Source organism: Posidoniimonas corsicana (genome assembly GCF_007859765.1).
GTDB lineage: Bacteria > Planctomycetota > Planctomycetia > Pirellulales > Lacipirellulaceae > Posidoniimonas > Posidoniimonas corsicana.
On the sequence record NZ_SIHJ01000002.1, the window covers coordinates 403,990 to 422,071 of the forward strand.

The following is an 18,082-nucleotide window of genomic DNA, read 5'->3' on the forward strand; positions in this document are numbered from 1 at the left end:
ACCGCTACGACCGCCGACGCATCTTAAGTCCTGGTGGCTTGTTTCCGGCGGCGTCCCACGCATCGAGTTCCGAGATCCGCCACCGCCTCAGGCGGCCAAACTCGCGAGGCTGCGGCGCCTTGCCGGTGTCAGACAGCCGCCGCCAGGTAGACGGCGAGACAGCGTACCGAGCGGCACACTCGTTGACGTCGTAGAACTCTCGAAGATCTCTGTCTTCCGGAGAGCAGAACCTCTCCGGTTGCTGACCGCCGTCGCTTGGCTTGTCGTCCGAATGCATTCCACAATCTCGCTTCAGGAGCTCGGCAAGATTCCATCCCGCCAGCCTCCTCCTGGAGTTAGTCGCCCTCATGGCGACCCGATTAGAAGCGGCCTGACCAATGGCCGCGCGCTGAATCAACCCGATGCGGACAAGGCCTCCGCGCTACCAAGGCCTAGAGCCGTTCTTGACGACGTCGCAAGTGCGTCGTTCCGACGAGGGGCAAATCTTACCTACCCGAGGCTGCCGATCAAGGTGATTCTAGCGTCTCTAACGCCTAACAATGCGTCGCACTGCTTCGCATTTTGCTTCGCTCGGTGAGCGCTGAACGAGACTGTCAAGGTGATCGCACGTAGGTTCCTCCCCCAACAGAATGGGAACCATGGGAACTTCTTTAAGAAAAAAACTTCCCCGGCTCACCTAATGGGGCCAGCAACCACTCCACAAGAGGGGGCTGCTACTAGGACTAGCCACCGGACCTCAAACCCTCGGTACAAGTCACTGGCGATGTGCTGAAGGTGCAATCGAGCGTGCTCTCCGGACAACCAGTGCCTGCACTCAAGACAAGCTCGCGTCATCGGATTCTGCCTTGTATGGTGGGTCGAGGGGCGATACGCGGTCTCCAACCACCGTAGCCGGCCGTGATCGCAGTTGGCCGAACTGGTTCGCGGGAATCTCCAGACCCCAAGAGTGATTCACGGTTCTAGGCGTCAATAAGGGGGCGTTCCCACGGAGTGACGCAAGGACCGCCACACCCGGAGCTTCGGAGACAATCAACTGCACGCACCTCGCTGGAGCCTGCCGTAGGGTTCCTTCACTGAGAGTAGGGTCGTACCTCTGCATGGAGGACAACGGTGACACCATGCACGCAGCATCGACCAATCGACCAGCGCGGGCGCCGCACCAAGCCACCTGACGATGACGTAGTCCAAGCGTGAGTTACCGTTGTGCCTCGATTGCGATCAGATCCACTAGCAGCCCGGAATTGCTAATAGCCCGACCTACGGGGAGCAAACCTCTACACAACTGCCAAGATTCCCTGAAATCCGGAGTTCCGTAGAACCTTGTCGCGGTAGAACGGCAGGTGGAATAGGTGCTGCGAGTTCATCCTAGAGCAAAGGCAAGGCTCCGTTCAGCGAACAGAGGTCACCGCCGGCGAAGGCCCCGCCCTGTTGAGGGCAAGCCCTCCAACAACCAAACCTGCCTGCTCAACCCCTGTCGCTCTTGAGCACTACTTCAGAACTACAAGGCGACCTGCCCGTCGATACGCCATCGGGCACCTGTCGGCTGTCTCGCGTGCCGTGGCGTCACCTTCGGCTCGGCGGCAGAAGGGTCGAGGCGGTAGCTGAGTGCGTAACCTTCCATGGAGCCGCTCCAAATGCCGAGAACGAAGATCGCGGTGAAGGCGCCTGCAGGTCGCCCGGTTCTGCGATCGCTGCAACTGATGCGGCCGATACAATCGTCGCAAGGGGACTCCCAGACATCGCCGCAAGGACAGATTCTCGGCACGTTCACCTGGAGTGAACTAGGGTTCAGATGAGCGGGTGTGTATCGCGCATGCTCTGCTCCTTTTCACCACACTCATCTTCCGCTTCCCGTCGTCTACAGGGCAACCTGCCGCGCGCCGCGAGGCATCGGCACTCTAACGACTGCCTAGCAACGTGTGCTTGGCTATAGAACCTCGATTGGGCGTGGGCCGTTTCGCCGGCTCGCGGTCGCCAGGAGACTGTTTCACCTCATGAACACAGTAGACGCTGAGAGCCTGACGTTTTCGAAGTGTGACAACATCTCGTTGCAACTCGCCCGCACGACCGACGACTACCTGGGCGCGTTTACCCTGGTGCACGATTCGTACGTTCGAGCTGACCTAAGCGATCCCCATCCGATGGGCCTGAGGATTATGCCGCACCAGCTCCTCGACACATCGCAGGTATTCGTCGCCAAGTACGATGAACGCGTTATCAGCACCCAGACCGTCGTTGTCGACTCGCCCTTGGGGCTGCCCATGGAATCGATCTACCCGGACGTCATCGGCAGGCACCGCGCGAGCGGTCGACGGCTGGCCGAGGTATGCTGCCTGGCCGACCGCCGGCTAAGTCCTAAGCGGTTCTTCGACCTGTTCTCAGAGCTGAGCCGGTTGATGGCCCAATTCGCTCTGCGGCACGGCGTCGACGACCTGTGGATCGCTTGCCACCCCCGCCACGCCAAACTGTATGAACGCCGCATGGGATTCCAGCTGATGGGCGACGAGCGGGACCACCCGCTTGTGAAAGGGAACCCGGCGGTCCCGCTCCGCGTCGACCTTATCAATCTCCGCGAGGAGTACCCCAAGGTGTGGACGCAGTTCTTCAGCGAACCGATTTCGGAGCCCGCCCTCGCACCAACACCGCACCCCGAGGCCGACTGGGAATACTTCCAGCGAATCGCGGAGGGGTGTGTGGGGGAGTTCGCTGAGAGCTCTCCCCACGTGGCAGCCTGATAGCATCAGGCTGGTCAAGCCGGGCAGCTAGGCAAATCCTGCCGGAAACAACGGCCGCGGCCGAGTTTGGCGTCTGTAGTGCCGATAATGCGCGATACGCCCCGTATCACGCCCGCGCCCTACGGCTCCACCATGCGTTCCGCCCTTCTCGCCCTGCTGATCCTCTGGCCTGCCGCGCAGCCCGCGGCGGCGGAGACTCTGTGGGACCTGTGGCGGACGGCGGCCACGAACAATCCCGGGATCACCGCCACCAGACTTGAGACTCAAGCGGCCGGCAGCGAGGCCCTGGCTGCCGAGGCCAAGCTGGCGCCGTCCGCATCGATCAAGACCGGCTACACGTTTCGGAGCAGCGAGCCGAGCTTCGTCGGCAGCCAACCCCAACTGGGCTTCAGCTCGTTCCGTCTGCCCTACGCGCAGCAGCAGGCCGCCAACCTTGCCGCGCGGGTTAACGTGCCCCTATGGACCGCGGGGCGGCTAGAGAGTTCTGCGGCGGCCGCGCACTCTCGTCAGCACGCTTCACGCGAGGCAGCGTGCTGGGCGGAGATGCAGCTCCGCATGGCGGTGGCCGACGCTTTCGTGCGAGTGCTGCAGGCCGACGCCGAACTGATCGCCGCCGGCCGCCTGCTGAAGAGCTCAGAGGCGATCGCGTCGGATACCCGCCAGCGGTCGATACAGCAGCTAGCAACCGACCAGCGGGTGCTCGAATCACGAGTTCTGGTGCTGGAATCGCAGCAGCGACTCGTCGAGGCGAGGAACTCTCAGCAGGACTCGGTCGCCGAGCTCAACCAGCTTCTCGGACGCCCCTTGGACTACCGGGTTGAGCTCGCGGAGCCCTATCTCGCCCCGTTGAGCCAGACCCGCGCCGAGTTGGCCGAGCTCTCCCAGACCACCCGCCCAGACATCCTCGAGTTGGTGCGAATGGTGCGAATGCACGAACACGACGCGGCCGGTTGGAAGGCCGCCAAGAAGCCGCAGGTTACCGCCGAGGTCGGCTACGACTTCGAGGAGAACCGGTTCCAGTCGCCGCAGGGCATCGCCAGCGCCGGGGTCGTCGTTGACCTGAACGTCTTCGATGCAGGACAGAAACGCGAGCAATCAGAAGCCGCGCGGTGCCGGGCCTCGGCAATGACCGCCTCCTTACGCGAGCGTCAGAACGAGGCCGCACTCGAGGTGTTGCAAGCCTGGAATGCTCGGAGCCAAGCGCTCAGTGCAGAGCAGCTCGCCGCAGAGAGCCTTACGCTCGCCCTCGAGTACCATCGATCAATGCAGAAACGCTACGAGCAGGGACTTGTGGTTGAATCCGACCTAGAAACCGCCACAGCGCGGCTGGTCGAGGCCCGAACTCAAATGACCTACGCCCGTACGAACCGCATCCTAAGCCAAATACAGCTTCGATTTGTTGCAGGATTGCTCGGGCCGGCGATGCACGTCGTAGAGTGACCCGCAAACGCAACGCTGCAACCTACTCAAAAGTCTCGAAACTCCGCTCCGGCTCGCCCGACAGGTGGGCGGCTTCGCCGTGACTCTCCCCGACTCTCTCGAGGAGCGACGCATTGACTCGCAGGAGTTCGCGATTCTGATCGCCCAATTGGCGATTCGCCAAGACGATGCGGTTGCAGTAGGCCGACTTGGACCGTTCTCCGAGAGCGAGCCCAACTAAGAATGAAAGCAGCAGGGCCAGAATGCCGTACATTGCCTTCGTCGACACCGGATCGGCGTGGAATGTCTGCCAACTCGCGAATGCAGCGACAGCCACGGCGAGTGAGGTAAGGATGGAAAAGCTGGGGAGATCCCTCATAAGTAACTCACTTCCACCGACCCACCCATATCGGTGTCGCCTAGCAGAAACACCCTCCCCTACTGGAAATATAGGTCACTCAGTTCCGGCGGGCTACGCCGAATCGCCAACCAACGGCTACGGATCGCTGCACAATCTAGCGTCCACCCGCACGGCTGAAGTACTGCGAGGTATTCAGAAAGGTCGACCGCGACCCAGGATTTTGAAACCACGCGGACGCTCCCGATACGGGGCCCGCGACTCCCGCCTTCATGAGGTCGGCCTGAAGCTGCTGGTTCTCCGCGTTCTGCCGAACCTGAAACTGGATCTGCTGTTGATTGAAGGTCGCCTGCTGTTGGTTGAAGGCCGCTTGACGCTGCATCGGCCGCACGAATGAGTAGTAATTGGGTACCGGCGATGCATTCCGCCGCAGCAAGTTCATATAGGGGCTGACAGTCGGCCGTGAGGGCTGGTAGCGCTGCGGACCTTGGGCGGAAACCATAGGCACACATGTCGCAAAGACCACCAGCGCAGCGAGCACTTTGACGAGTGCCTTGCCTCCGAACCGTTTCTTCTCCTGATCACACCTCATGTCTCTGATCCCCTTGCATGCATTGAATAGCCAGCTATCCAGCTCTAAGAATCGGCTTATTTGAGGTTCGCGATTAAGGATTGTGACCATTCGTCCCGATGTAGGACCCGCAGGGGTTGATCTTTTTCGTACTTCTGGGTCAACCAACGCTCCTAAGCCGCTTCCAAAACAGGTAAGCCGTGGCAGGTAGGCAATCAACAGCCCGTATGGTCCTCGCACTGGCAGCTCTAGTCTCCAGCGCCGGGTGCCACGTCGTCTACCCAGGCACCAAACCGGGGGGTCCCCAGCCCTGTGTGCCGCCAAGCGTGCCGCGGGAGCTGTCAAAGGTAGTTCTGCCGGACTACATCATCGAGCCGCCTGATGTGCTCGAGATTGAGGCGATCCGCCTGGTTCCCAGGTCCCCATACCAGCTAGAGCCGCTGGACGTCGTTGCGATCGCCGCCCAGGGATTGCTGCCCGAGCAACAGATTACGGGCGAGTACACTATCCAACCCAATGGCACCATCCATTTGGGCTTTGAATTAGGGGCCGTGCAGGCAGCTGGGATGAGCGCCGAACAGCTGCAGGCTAACCTCGACAGGCTCTTAAATGAAGCCTACAGAGCGCCAAAGGTCTCTGTGACGCTCAGCCAGCTCGGCGCCCAGCAGCAGATCGCTGGTGAGCACCTTGTGGCGCCAGATGGTCGGGTCAATTTGGGGACATACGGCCGGGTTCAGCTGGTCGGGCTAACCATCGACGAGGCTAGAGCGAAGCTCGAGGCTCACCTATCGACCTACCTGGAAGACCCGAAGATTAGCCTCGATGTGCTTGGCTACAACAGCAAGGTCTTCTATGTCGTGACGCAGGGGGCGGGGCTGGGCGACGGCGTCGTCATCCTCCCCACACGTGGCAACGAGACGGTCATTGACGCGATCGGTCAGATCCAGGGGCTCCAATCGACCTCCAGTACACGCATGTGGGTCGCCCGCCCCGGTGGAAACTCCTGCGGCGGCGACCAAGTGCTGCCGGTCGATTGGCTCGCGATCACGCAGCGCGGTGACGTGACTACCAATTACCAGCTCTTGCCAGGAGACAGGCTATATGTCTCGGAGGACAAGCTGATGGCGTTCGATACGAAGATGGCAAAGATCTTCGCACCGCTAGAGCGTGTGTTTGGCGTCACCCTACTGGGTACCTCAACCGTGCGGCAACTCGAAGGTCGAAACAATGGAGGATTTGGCGGCGGCTTCTAGCAATGGATCGGGTACAAAGCCCGGCTAGCAGTCACTGCCTTGAATACCGTGCGCGCACATCACCTTCTTATATTGTCGTTGCTATTGTTGGCCTGTGGCTGTCGGCATGGCTTGATCACCAAGCGCGTGCAAGAGTCCAAGTGCCCCACTGACATTCGCCAGAAGCACTGCTGGTGCTGGGGCGAGGACGCCGTATTCGACACGCCGTGCGGAACGGATCAGGCCTACCACGGTCACAAGCCGACCTGCTGGCGGCCGTGGCCGGCCCCAGCCGCCGTTTGGCGCGACGAGCGTTGCGGGGGACCTCCGGCTGACTTTAGCGTCGCGACTCACGTCGCCCCTCCAGTCTATCCGAACACCGCCGAGAAGATCCCCTCATCCACGGAACTGCAGACGCCTACACCCAAGCGGCAAGAGTATATCGCCCCCGAAGCGCCGACCCCGGCGCCGGAAGTGATACCGGGAGCGCCGCCGAACGGCGAGGTCCCGCCTGAAGTCAACGACCTCCGGTCGCCAGACCTGACTGAGTTCCGGCATTCGCTGTTGTTCAGCCCGCCGGAAAAAAAAAACCTTGGTCCAGCCCTTGCTAGCGGCGGTGCATGAAGACCGCGTGACTACATCCCCTGAGGTGAGCCCGCGAGGCATTTCAGCAATCTCTAGTGTGCGAGCTCTGCAATTTCGTCGCAAACATTCGTAGAGGTTGCGTGGCGACAACGAACAAGTCACCAGCGGCTGCGTTGCGAGTCGCACAGGGCGAGCTGCGGGCGTACTCGCCCCGGTGAAGGCCGAAGAAGTTCACGCAGCACCACCTGTTCACCTAGCTGGTGATTAGAGAGCTCCTCAGAACCGACTATCGCGGCATGGCGACGAACCTACGTGACAGCCGCGATCGGCGTGACGCGATTGAGCTAAAGGAGCCTCCACAATTCACCAAGCGGAACGCGGACGACCAGCTGCTTCTCGGCTTCTCTGGCGCGGCCGCTGGACTCATCGATCCTCGGCCACCTGACGAAATGGCTTCGCTGTCCGCGTCGACTCGACAAGCCTTGAGTGCACGGACGCCCCTGGAAAGTGATGGTCTACCGCCGCACTCCTAAGCTGAGCGTCATCTGCAATTTCGACTCCCACTCATCCTAGCTTTCGCGCCCGAGCGAGGCCCCCGGCCCTACGTGGCCTAGTTTCAGCCGCTGCTCAACAACGCGCGACAGCGGGGAGGCATGACGCCCTCCGAGCCGACGCCGGCTACCCTCCGTGGCCAACAACTGCTACGCCCGTGAGGTGTGCCGTGTTAGCTCTATGATGCCTGCCATGCACGGTCGGCCGACGAACAAGGTGGCGAAGCGCCGCTACCGACGAATGGACCAGGCCGCCCCCTTATGTTGATGATCAAACGCCGCAAGAGCCCTTCACATCCCCGACCGGAGCATCCGACGACAACGCCACGAGCTAGGCTTGATGGCGATTGCTAGACACACCATGATCCGCCAACAGAACGCAGGTTCTCTACAGAGCCAGTCCGCCATTCTTTCGGTGGCCGCCGAGTCTGGATGTTGTCAGCGGTAAGGCGACAATTCGCCAACAATCGATGTACATGAACGTCGGAGGAAACAGGATGCGGTGGGTACCTCGCATCCTCCGGTTAACCTCCCAGTTCGGTAGGAAGACTTGGACCTAGCAAACTGATACGACCCGGATGTATCCGCTCGATTGCCCCAACGTAGTGTCACGCGGGGAGACTTGATCTGGCTCCTTTAATGAGCGACTGGGGCTACATGCAAGAGGTAAGTCGCCTTGCCACGCAGCTGGCAGGCGATCGTCAAGTAGCATTTCTCGCTACAAGTACCGTCTCGCGCATGATATAGCTCCGCGAGTTGACACCCAGAAAGCCGGCGCTCCGCAGGATCTTGCGATGACTGACCGCAGCTACGGCGAAGCGGATGCTCGCGCGCAAGTTGACGCCACCCTCCGGGGCCTACCCGAACCATGGTCGGAAGAGTCGTCTCCGTCACTGAGTATGGCTATCTACGGCACTGAGTGTAGTATTGAATAGGTCAGCGTATAGCGACACTCAGCCGCAAGCGGCATGACGTGCGAACCTTACCACGCTAACCGCGTCAACTAACGTACTCATGCAATCGTCGCGGCGACACTCTAAGTCCATTCCATAACAGGTGCTCCACCGTGGAAGATGAATCTGCCTCGTCCGCCCTGGTCACCGGGTGCGCCGGCCTCATTGCCAGTCGGACGGCCGACCTACTGCTCGACGCTGGTGTACCGGTAGTTGGTGTAGACAACCTCAACGACTACTACGACGTCGCACTTAAGCTACACCGGCTAGACCGACTACGGTCGCGGAAAGGCTTCACGTTTGTAGGAATCGACATCGAGGACAAGCCGGCGGTCGATAAGCTGTTTTCCGAGCACGCGTTTAGTGTGGCCTACAATCTCGCCGCGCGGGCGGGAGTGCGGTACAGCATTGAGAACCCTCACGTTTACTTCTCCACGAACGTGGTCGGCTCGCTCAACCTGCTGGAGGCAATTCGCAGGCACGGGACTAAGAAGTATGTGCTGGCGTCGACCTCGTCGCTCTATGCAGGCCAGCCAATGCCCTTTATCGAGACCTTACCGGTCAACACGCCGCTCTCGCCGTACGCCGCTTCTAAGAAGGCTTCCGAGGTCCTCGCCTATACGTACCACCAGTTGTTCGGCATCGACGTGTCGATAGTCCGCTACTTCACTGTGTATGGGCCTGCCGGCCGTCCCGATATGAGTGTGTTCCGCTTCATCAGATGGATCGACCAGGGCGACCCCATCCAAGTCTATGGCGACGGCTCCCAGGCCCGAGATTTCACCTACGTGGATGACATCGCCCGAGGCACCATCGACGCGTCACGGCCACTGGGGTACGAGATCATCAACCTGGGCGGCGGTAACAACCCGGTCACGCTCCTTGAGTTGATTGGCAAGATCGAGCGTCAACTGGACAAAGAGGCCGTCATCCAGCACCATCCATTCCACCGCGCCGACATGAAGGTCACGTGGGCCAACATCGACAAAGCGGCGCGACTACTCGAATGGCGCCCCGAGGTCTCGCTGGACGATGGTATTGCAAGAACGGTCCGATGGTACCGCGACAATCTCCCATTTGCGGCAAAGATCAAGGTCTGACTCGAACTCGGTGATCTCATTCGGCAATTTCTGCAGGATGCATGGTATCGCGAGACTATTGACATCGCTTCCGCTACGCCCGCTAAGCGACCCAGCCAGCTCCCTTCGTTTCGGCTGCGTCCCACGAAGGAGCTGGCTGAGATGCTACACTAACAATGAATTCACTACTGGGCGCAGGTCACCATCTCGCAATGCTGGCAGAATGGCGATTTCAGATTCGCTCTAGCCATCGGACCTAAATGAGCCAGGATGTGCGGGCTCTAGGCGGAACGATGCTTCAGGCACCTAACGTGGGCCAAGCTCAGTCAGGGTGCGTGCCGGACGATGAGAGGCCCGATCCGTCGTGACGCCCACAGCGGAAGTCTAGTCCAGACGCGCTGGGCCAAACCAAACTTCTCGCCAGCCGCGCCGGGGTCTTGGTCTTCCGCTTGTTTCAACGAGTGGCCCCACCAGGCGAGCGACGCCTCCTCCGCCCCCCACTGCTTCTTGAAGCGGTGTTGACCGCTCCCAACGCTGCTGCGTCCGAAATGGAACCACTCGTGACCGGCATCGCAGGAGTCCTTCAGCACGGCCCAATACATTCCGTGGTTTACGCACAGCGGGTTGAACTCGCGGAGGCTCGAGGCCCACGGGATGTCGAGAGACCGGCCGTTGTGCAGCACGATCCCGGCTCCCACCGCCCTGCTCTGGAGCCTGATGCAGTAGACCTCCGCGCAACTTCCCAGCCCGGCGACGAGCGTCTGGAAGAACCTGAGGCAGTGGGAAGGGCTCCCCAGGTCCCGCATGTTCTGAGAGTAGACCGAGTAAAAGTCTTCCAGCAGCTCGGCGCCGCCCCGTTCGGTGACCAGCCCCGACCGCTCCGCCTTTCGGACCTGGTTTCGCACCTTCGGCGAGAGTCGGCCCCACAACGCATCCGCGTTCGACTCCAGGCGCAGCCGCATCAGCACCTTCGCGCCCCCCTGGCGAGCCCACCCAGGGGGGAGGTCACCGCCGCCCAGCGTCAGCGGCTGCTTGACGATCACCGAGTAGCCGGTCCCTAACTCGCCGGCCAGTCCCACCGCCCGATCCAACAGAGACGCCACAGCATCGGGGGCACCAACGGCGCCCGCCTCGTCAACCCAAGGAAGAGAGATCAGACGCCGGCCAAACAGTGGCGAAGACTGCTGCACGAGCGGCAGGAACCCGCGGGCTGCACCATCGAGCTCTGACCGCAGGGCGTGAAACTTGAGCCCGTACACACCGCACGCGTCCTCCCACGCCGGGTGGTGGTAGATGCTCGTCGCAAACGCCAGCGCGGGGTCGGTTGGCTGATCGCCTCGGTCATTCATCTCTTGCACCGTCATCAGAGTCGCTCTATACCCCCAACGATGCATAGACGTCGCGAATCTTTTCCATCCGCGACGAAAAGTTGTACTGGTCCTCAATGACTCGGCGCCCGTTGGCGGCAATATCCGCCCGCATCCTGGGGTCCGTGATGAGCTGGCAAATCGCCCCGGACAGCGCCTCCTCGTCCCCGATAGGAACGATCAGACCGCTGCGGCCGTCCTGGATCAGCCTCGGCACGCCAGCAACGCGCGTCGCGACGACGGGCGTCTCGACCGCCATCGCTTCGAGCGCCACGTTCGGCAGGCCCTCACGCAGGCTGCTGAGCGCGAAGAGGTCCATCGCCTCGAACCACTCCCTGGTATTGGACTGGAATCCCATTAGCCTAGCGTGCGCACCGAGTCCGGCCGTGTCAATCAGCGACTGCAGAGCCGTCCGTTGGTCGCCGTCGCCAAGGATCGCGAGCATTGGCTTCATACCCAGCACGTGCAGTCGGGCAACCGACCTAACAAGCACGTCGAATCCTTTCTCCGGAGAAAGCCTCCCCACCCCCCCGATCAGGAACCCATCGGCCGGTAGCCCGAGTGCCTGCCTGGCCTCGCCAGGGCTGCGGCGGCGCCGGAACTGTTTGCAATCGATCGCGTTCTCGATCAACAGTCGCCTGTCCTCCCGGACGCCGATCTCGCTGCACTCTTCCAGCAGATCGGGCGACACACAGATGACTCGCTCATAGTGTTTGAGCGCCCAGCGGTCCAGCTTGTAGTAGAGCGGCGTGCGGCTAGTGTGGTGGACCCATCCGTGCACGGTGGTCACTAGACGCATGGGCCGCCACCGCCGCAGCAGGAGGCCCATCAGGTTGGTCTTGTAGTCGTGGCCGTGCCAGACGCGCACATCTAACCGTCGGCACACCTCCAGTGCGCGGGACAGCACGCGCCAGTCGGCGGCGCCCCGGTCGTCGATCTCTTCCAGCGGCGCGCCCAATTCTTCGGCCCTGGCTCGGATCGCCTCAAAACCCGGGTCGTTTGGCGGTCGAAGATACATGCACGCGGAGTCGTATCCCAGGGAACGCAAGAACCGAGGCGAGTTGAGGATGGTCTTGTCCGGGCCGCCGCCCGACCCGGTGACGACCCGCGGGTGGAGAACCATCGGCATCTTGGCCGCGGACCCCGTGGCGACGCTTCGGCCCGACGTTGATTCTGGTTCGGTCAGCACGCGGCCCTCTCGATCTCCACGAGGAAGGACCTAGCCTTCGCCTCCCATCCCTCTTGCTCCAGGCGGACCCGCGCGGCGGCCTGTGCCGCGGAGATCCCACCGTCGATTCGATTCGCGACTGCATCGACGAAGTCGTCCCGCGTCGAAACGAGGTCGAGGCAGTCTGACCACTCAGAGGTTGCCGGCAGGTCACGCGCAACCACCGGCAGCCCAGTCGCAAGGTACTCCTTGAGCTTCAGCGGCTGCATCGACCTGGTGACCGGCAGGTCCTTGTAGGGCATGACTAGCACCGAAGCGGAACGGGCAATCCCGGGCAAGCTCTCGTACGCAACAGCGCCGGTAGTCGACACACGCGGGTGCGACCGCAAACGCTTGTCGATCGTCTCAATCGGGCCTACAAGCACGACCGACCCGCGGTCAAGACGGTCCGCCAACGCCAGGACCCACTCGGTCTCAAGCCGCCCATCGATCAACCCCCAAAAGACGGCTTGCGGCGCCGACGGGCCGGACCTTGCCACTGGTGGTTCAATAGCACTAGCCTTCCACAGGTCGAGTTCCACGCCGTGCGTGATCAGCGTTGACTCTCGCCCCAGTTCGCCCATCCGTTGCTGCAGCGTCTGGCTCACAGTCACCACGTGGTCGACCCGCTCAACCAGCTTCGATTCCATCTCTCTAAGCGTTGTGCCGTCCAGGCCGGGCCAAAGTGAGAGGTCGTCAACGCAGTAATATAGCCAGCTGTCGACGTCGAGCGAGTCCGTCAAGTCTGCGACGATTGGGAGGGTGGTGACCGCCACCAGGGGGCGCGGAAGGTGTGCCGCGGCCTGGTTGACCGCACGGACGAGCATCTTCTTATTAATCCATCGGTCGGCGGGGCGGCTGAACCAAGGCCACATGAGCGGGCTTAGCACGGAGGGGCCCGACTCTGTGCACGCTGGATCACTGCCCCGCTGGTCACCGCCGACCCACTCTCGGATCTTTCCTGCGGCTCGGCAAACCGTCGAAAGGTCCACCTTCGGTGCGCGGGTGCCGATTGTGTTTACCCACAGCACCTCGCAGTCTGCCGGCAGCCTCTTGACCAGGTGCTGGCAGCTAGAAGGGTGACGGCCCCAGTCGTCCGAGAAGACTACCAGAGACTTCACGGCATTCCCTGACTGCGTCCAAGCGGGTTGTGCTTCCGCTTGGTCAGTCATCCGATCTGCGTCTGCGCGAGCTGTTCGATGACCGCGCAGGCCTTCTCGATATCGGAATGGTCGTTGTACGCCTGGAAGCTCAGCCGCAGCGTCGGCCGCAGCCCGAGCCGCTGGTGTAGGGGTTCAGCGCAGTGGAAACCGGACCGGACGCAGATATTGCCGCGTTGGCTCAGGACCCTCGCGGCCGCGTGGGACTCCCACCCGTCTACCGAGAGCGAGACGATGCCCAATTGTTCTTCTACATCGGCGGGGCCGTGGACGCGGACCCCTCTCACACCGCTAAATCTCTTAATCGCGGCAAGCGTCAGCGCCCTTGTGTGCTCAGTTAGATTCTCCCTACCAATCGATTCGAGGTAGTCGAGCGCCGTGGCCCAGCCGAGCACTGACTCCACCGGAGGCGTGCCTGCTTCGAAGCGTCGAGGGGCAGGCTGCAGCCGCACGTCATCGGGGCTAACCGACTCGACCATGCCGCCCCCCCAGCTGATTGGCTTCAGTCGCGCTAGCGCCTCCGACGTGGCGACCAGCGCGCCGACGCCGCTGGGACCCAGCATTTTGTGGCCGCTGCAGGCGATGAAGTCGGCGCCGCACAAGTTTGGCTCAACCGGCAGGTGGCTCGCGCTCTGCGCCGCGTCCAGAAGCAGCAGGGCCCCGTGCCTATGGGCGACTTCCGCCAACTCGGAGACGGGCTGGATCACACCCAAGACGTTACTTACGTGCGACACGGCAACCAGATCGGCCGGAGCGGACAACAGCTCCTTGTCGAGGTCCTCCGCGGAGACCCGCCCGCACGGGTCGCACGGCAATGTCCGGCAGGACTGCACGTTCGTCCACGGCAACAGGTTACTGTGGTGTTCGACGATCGTCGTCACGACGCTGTTGAGATCGGGCCAACCGTTCCGCACAAGGTTGATGGCGCCCGTGGCGCCGGTCGTGATGACCACCTCGTCGTCGGCCACGCCAAACCAGCGGGCGATGGTGGCCCTCGCATCATCGAAGCGGGCGGTCAACTCGACGCCTCGGCGGTGGACCCCGCGGTAGATGGCCGACGCTCCTTCGGTGAGGCACCACGAAACCTCATCGACGACGCAGCGCGGCTTGAGCGTGGTAGCCGCGCTGTCCAGGTAGACCAACGTCGGGTCGCAAGTGAACGCCAGGAAATCGTCGCGGACACTGAGCACGTTCTATCCCGCGTTGACGGCGCCGGCCGTTGTAAGAGGCTTTGCGGGCAACGCCTTGACCCAGCGGAACTTGCCGCCCGGCTCCGGGCTGATACTCCTGGCGGTCCGGATTCGCAGACGCACTTCTCGACCCAGCCGATCGCGGAAGTAGGAAGACAGCTGCCCCTCGTCGGGCCGAAGCCCCTGGCGGATGACGACCGTTATTTCAAGCAAGTCCTCGCGGCGCTCGACGAGCTGGAATTGATCGACCCACGGAAGCCTGTATATGTGCTCGGCGATCTCGTTGCTTGTGACCCAATTCCCCTGACTATCGCGCAGCGCGTCCTGCAGGCGCCCCTCCACCCTAAGCCGGCGCGACAGCCTACCGCACTGGCATTCGCCTTCCAATAGACGCCCCAGGTCGCCCACACGATAGCGGATGAGCGGCATAGCGTGGTTCGCCAGATCAGTCACCACCACCTCACCGACCTCGCCTGGCGGCGTCGGGGCCCCCTGGCTGTCTAGCACCTCGACGATAAACAGGTCCTCCAGCACATGCATGCCGTCAGAATCTCCACACGAGAAAGCCACGGACCCCAGCTCGGCGCTTCCATAGTCGTCCCAGAATCTTCCGCCAAAAGCAGTTTCGAGCGTTTCGCGCATGTGTGGCGTCGCGCCCGAGCCCAGCGGCTTGATAACCGGAATCTCAAGGTCGATGCGTCCACGCTCTAGTACCCGTTGGGCAATCTGGTAAAGGTACGTCGTCAGGCCCTTCAACAAAAACGGCCTGTCGCGTTGAAGCCTGTCGATATAGTAGTCAAGTCGAGCCGTACCTGGATGACTGCCCCCCGCCCCAAACGGCGGATAGGTCTTGCGGTTATAGACCCAGTTGCGCTCTACGAGGCCCCGCAGATCACGGTAGGTGTTGGCGTCTCGCCAGCGATTGTACCGAAGAATCCCTAGAAGGTGTCGAAGCACCCCCTCGTCTCGCTCCCCTTGCTCCCCGCAAACAACGTCGCAGATATCGGGCGGTATCTCTACCATCCGCATGCCCAAGCGGTAGCCCGATGCACGCAATGTCACGATGTTTGCGGCGCGGATAGCGTCACGCTTGGCAAAGTCGTGGACGCAGATCATCCGCTGCGTGGTGCCCCGTGTGGCGGCAAATCTGAGGTCCGATTGGGGCGAAGATGGGTGGATCGCACGATCGGGGAACGCCGCCGCAAGCTCTGACTTGCTGACGGGCGGGATTCGGCCTGTGTCAACAGTTTCCAAATCTCCCGCCTGCGAGGCGAGCGCGAGACGCTCCTTCCAGAACTCAACACCCGACGCGCAACGCACAAGACGATCTTGCTTCTCGCGCTGCAACTGCGACACCTCAGTTGCCGTCTGCCTGCAATCGATCTCTCTCGCCAGAGTCCATGCATTGCTCCTGGACGCTCGCTGCAGGTTTGGAAGGAAGAGGGATTCAACGAATAGGGATTTCACGCCCTTACCACATGTAGCTGTAGAGGCCGAGGCTCCCGGCGACCAGAACGACCAATGCACCGGCGCCCGCCAGAAGCTTTGCACGGCGGATCGCCTGCTTCTTCTGGGGGACAAACCTCCTTCTCACACCAAGGTCGAGTTTTGGTCCTTCCGGCAACGGAGAGGAGTCAACGTTCTTCCGAAACCAGTCGTAGGATTGACCGCATCCCAAGAGTAGCGCCAGCGGCCTGCAGAAGTGAGCGGTGGGCATCTCAGAAAGCGTAGAAACAGACTCGTGGAAGAAGTAAGCTCCCCGCTCTTGAAACGTTCTTCGCAAGTCTGAATCGACGTGCCTTGCCGCGTAGTGGAAGACCTCACTCTTCCTTAGGTCTTGCGCCGCCCAGGTCTCAGTCGGATACTCAAGGATCTCGGGCCTGTCGAGGTACGGATACTCCTTATCGGCCATCCAGGTGGCGTAGTGGACCAAGCAAGCCCGGCCGTAGGCGTATTGCTGATCGATCTCACCAAGATCTACCTTGACCTCCAAGTACCGACCGAGGGCCTGCAGGTACAAGTTGTAGTACCAACGCCATTCCGCATTCAGTAGGTCGAGCGCATCCAGGTCGTCGCGAGGGTCAATCACGCGGTACATCAACTCTTCAACGCGTTCAATGTACTTCCGGTCCCCGGTCAGCTCGAAGGCCGCCAGTAGTGTCTCGCTTGCGTTTCCCGGCCCGCGCCCAGGCCCGTGGTAGTCGGGCGTTCCGCTCGCGCTGCTAAGCCCCGTGGGAGCCCACGAGAGCCATCGGAAAGGTGTCGCTGAGCCATCTTCCAGCGAGAGTACCCAGTCACCGAGCTCAACTACCACTTCTCGGATGGCTTCACAACCCGTGAGGTAGTAGTAGAGCATGAGACCCCGAGCGTAGGCGTGTTCAGCACATGGACCACCACCTACGGTCCCGGTCGGGTAGCTCCGGTGGTTTGCTTTGCCTGCATCGACGTAGTGGACAGTGTGCCAGAACAACCCGTGGTTGTAGGCGAGCTTGTCTTCGTCTGTGTGATAGACATCAATGTCGGACACGTGCCAAACCATGTCCTCCATCAACTCGAACCACCGGCGGTCGCCACCCCTCATGTAACGGACACCGAGGCCATTGATCAGGTCGTACTGATTGTTCCAGTGCGATACGAGCGGTGGATCCGGCTCGCTGAATGCGGCTTCGTGATCGCCGTACACGTCGCCGAAGTGCCTCCAGCCGTACTCGTCGATCGCCTCTCGCTTGGCAAACAGCGATGAGGGGCCATCGATGGCCCTATCGACAAGCGCGGCATAGCCATCGCAGGTCTCTTCTGACAGGGGAGTAAGATGCCGCACTGCACAAGTGCTTTCGACGTGCCTATCCAATGTTCGTGGGAGCGGCGGTTGCCGTGCCGCGTCGAGAAGTCCACCCACTATCGCGGCGTCGCCTCTAGCGATCCAAAACGTATGGGTCTTACGCTCGCCGCCCTGCAACTCGTGGCAACCTGACTCAACTTTGGGAAACAGATCTAGAGTGATCCCATCTCGGTCGGCCTCAAGCGACTTTGGAAAGTTTTGCCAGAGCTTCTCTTGGTAGACTCCGATAACCGGCGAACGACCGCTGTGTAGCCTCACGATCGGGTCAGCCCGCGTGCCCTCGTTGAGTTCATCGCCTACTCTTGTTCGATAGCCTCGGCAGTTAGTACTGACACGTCCATCGCGATCGATGTGGTTGGAACAATCCCACGCCTCCCCCCCACTCGAGTACTGCGTGACAGACACTAATTCGGCTGCGTGCACGGGATCGGTCGGACTTGTCGAGACACTGGCGTAATTGCAGACTTGCTCGGCTGCGACTCGAAGCCGCGCTCGGTCGAATAATGCCGAGCCGTGGTCGCCGAGTTCCCAGATTCCTCCCACGTGCTGCGCGCGTCGTGGGTTGTGTAAGGTAAATCGCCAACGCTGCAGGTCGGCGTGAGCCCAGTAGTCGACTTCAGCGCTCCAGCGGAGGTCCCCCTGCCCTTGCCGGTCGACGCACCTTCCCGCAAGCCGAAGTCGCGCACGTAGAGGACCACGGTCAATGGGAACGACCGTATCAACTCTCGGGCTGCAGGCAAGAGCCCCTGACGTTTCAATTTGGACTGCAATACCTTGGGATAGACTCTCACCAACATAGTGCCTGATCGTCCGAAAGGGCGACACAATTTCCA

General features: G+C 61.5%; 13 protein-coding genes. 4 read left to right on the forward strand and 9 right to left on the reverse strand.

The annotated features are described in order from the left end of the window. Window positions 1-4 precede the first annotated feature (4 nt). Window positions 5-277, reverse strand: coding sequence for a helix-turn-helix transcriptional regulator (locus KOR34_RS27175; protein ID WP_228714685.1), 273 nt, complete (start codon window positions 275-277; stop codon window positions 5-7). 1,717 nt (window positions 278-1,994) lie between these two features. Between KOR34_RS27175 and KOR34_RS17715 the strand changes: the two genes are divergently transcribed. Then, window positions 1,995-2,735 (forward strand): N-acyl amino acid synthase FeeM domain-containing protein, encoded by a 741-nt coding sequence (locus tag KOR34_RS17715; RefSeq protein WP_146566648.1) that lies wholly within the window; start codon window positions 1,995-1,997, stop codon window positions 2,733-2,735. 132 nt (window positions 2,736-2,867) lie between these two features. Further along, window positions 2,868-4,175, forward strand: a complete 1,308-nt coding sequence (locus KOR34_RS17720; RefSeq protein WP_197531531.1) for a TolC family protein — start codon at window positions 2,868-2,870, stop codon at window positions 4,173-4,175. A gap of 22 nt (window positions 4,176-4,197) precedes the next feature. Here the strand turns inward: KOR34_RS17720 and KOR34_RS17725 are convergent, their stop codons facing one another. Both KOR34_RS17725 and KOR34_RS17730 read right to left on the reverse strand, forming a co-directional pair. Further along, window positions 4,198-4,533: a hypothetical protein gene (locus KOR34_RS17725; protein ID WP_146566652.1), complete on the reverse strand. Its 336-nt coding sequence runs from the start codon at window positions 4,531-4,533 to the stop codon at window positions 4,198-4,200. A 136-nt stretch (window positions 4,534-4,669) separates the two neighbouring features. Next, complete coding sequence (locus KOR34_RS17730; protein ID WP_146566654.1) at window positions 4,670-5,104, reverse strand: hypothetical protein; 435 nt, start codon at window positions 5,102-5,104, stop codon at window positions 4,670-4,672. A 305-nt stretch (window positions 5,105-5,409) separates the two neighbouring features. Here KOR34_RS17730 and KOR34_RS17735 point away from each other — a divergent pair, with 305 nt between their 5' ends. Both KOR34_RS17735 and KOR34_RS17740 read left to right on the forward strand, forming a co-directional pair. After that, entirely contained in the window at window positions 5,410-6,336 is a 927-nt protein-coding gene (locus KOR34_RS17735; RefSeq protein ID WP_197531532.1) for a polysaccharide biosynthesis/export family protein, read from the forward strand. A gap of 2,181 nt (window positions 6,337-8,517) precedes the next feature. Further along, on the forward strand, window positions 8,518-9,504 hold the full coding sequence (locus KOR34_RS17740) for an NAD-dependent epimerase/dehydratase family protein (RefSeq protein ID WP_146566658.1): 987 nt from the start codon (window positions 8,518-8,520) through the stop codon (window positions 9,502-9,504). A 305-nt stretch (window positions 9,505-9,809) separates the two neighbouring features. Here KOR34_RS17740 and KOR34_RS17745 read toward each other — a convergent pair whose 3' ends face one another. From KOR34_RS17745 to KOR34_RS17770, 6 genes are all read right to left on the reverse strand, one after another. Continuing rightward, entirely contained in the window at window positions 9,810-10,832 is a 1,023-nt protein-coding gene (locus KOR34_RS17745; protein ID WP_197531533.1) for a GNAT family N-acetyltransferase, read from the reverse strand. A gap of 25 nt (window positions 10,833-10,857) precedes the next feature. Beyond that, the gene (locus KOR34_RS17750) at window positions 10,858-12,039 is read right to left on the reverse strand and encodes a glycosyltransferase family 4 protein (RefSeq protein WP_228714686.1); all 1,182 of its coding nucleotides are present in this window, start codon (window positions 12,037-12,039) and stop codon (window positions 10,858-10,860) included. After that, window positions 12,033-12,932 (reverse strand): glycosyltransferase, encoded by a 900-nt coding sequence (locus KOR34_RS17755; protein ID WP_197531534.1) that lies wholly within the window; start codon window positions 12,930-12,932, stop codon window positions 12,033-12,035. Before KOR34_RS17755 ends, KOR34_RS17750 begins: the two co-directional genes overlap by 7 nt. A 293-nt stretch (window positions 12,933-13,225) precedes the next feature. Beyond that, complete coding sequence (locus KOR34_RS17760; protein ID WP_146566664.1) at window positions 13,226-14,407, reverse strand: aminotransferase class V-fold PLP-dependent enzyme; 1,182 nt, start codon at window positions 14,405-14,407, stop codon at window positions 13,226-13,228. A 3-nt stretch (window positions 14,408-14,410) separates the two neighbouring features. Beyond that, a complete protein-coding gene (locus KOR34_RS17765; RefSeq protein ID WP_146566666.1) occupies window positions 14,411-15,763 on the reverse strand; it encodes a phenylacetate--CoA ligase family protein in 1,353 nt (450 codons plus the stop codon). A 115-nt stretch (window positions 15,764-15,878) separates the two neighbouring features. Next, the gene (locus tag KOR34_RS17770; RefSeq protein ID WP_146566668.1) at window positions 15,879-17,228 is read right to left on the reverse strand and encodes a hypothetical protein; all 1,350 of its coding nucleotides are present in this window, start codon (window positions 17,226-17,228) and stop codon (window positions 15,879-15,881) included. Window positions 17,229-18,082: the final 854 nt, after the last annotated feature.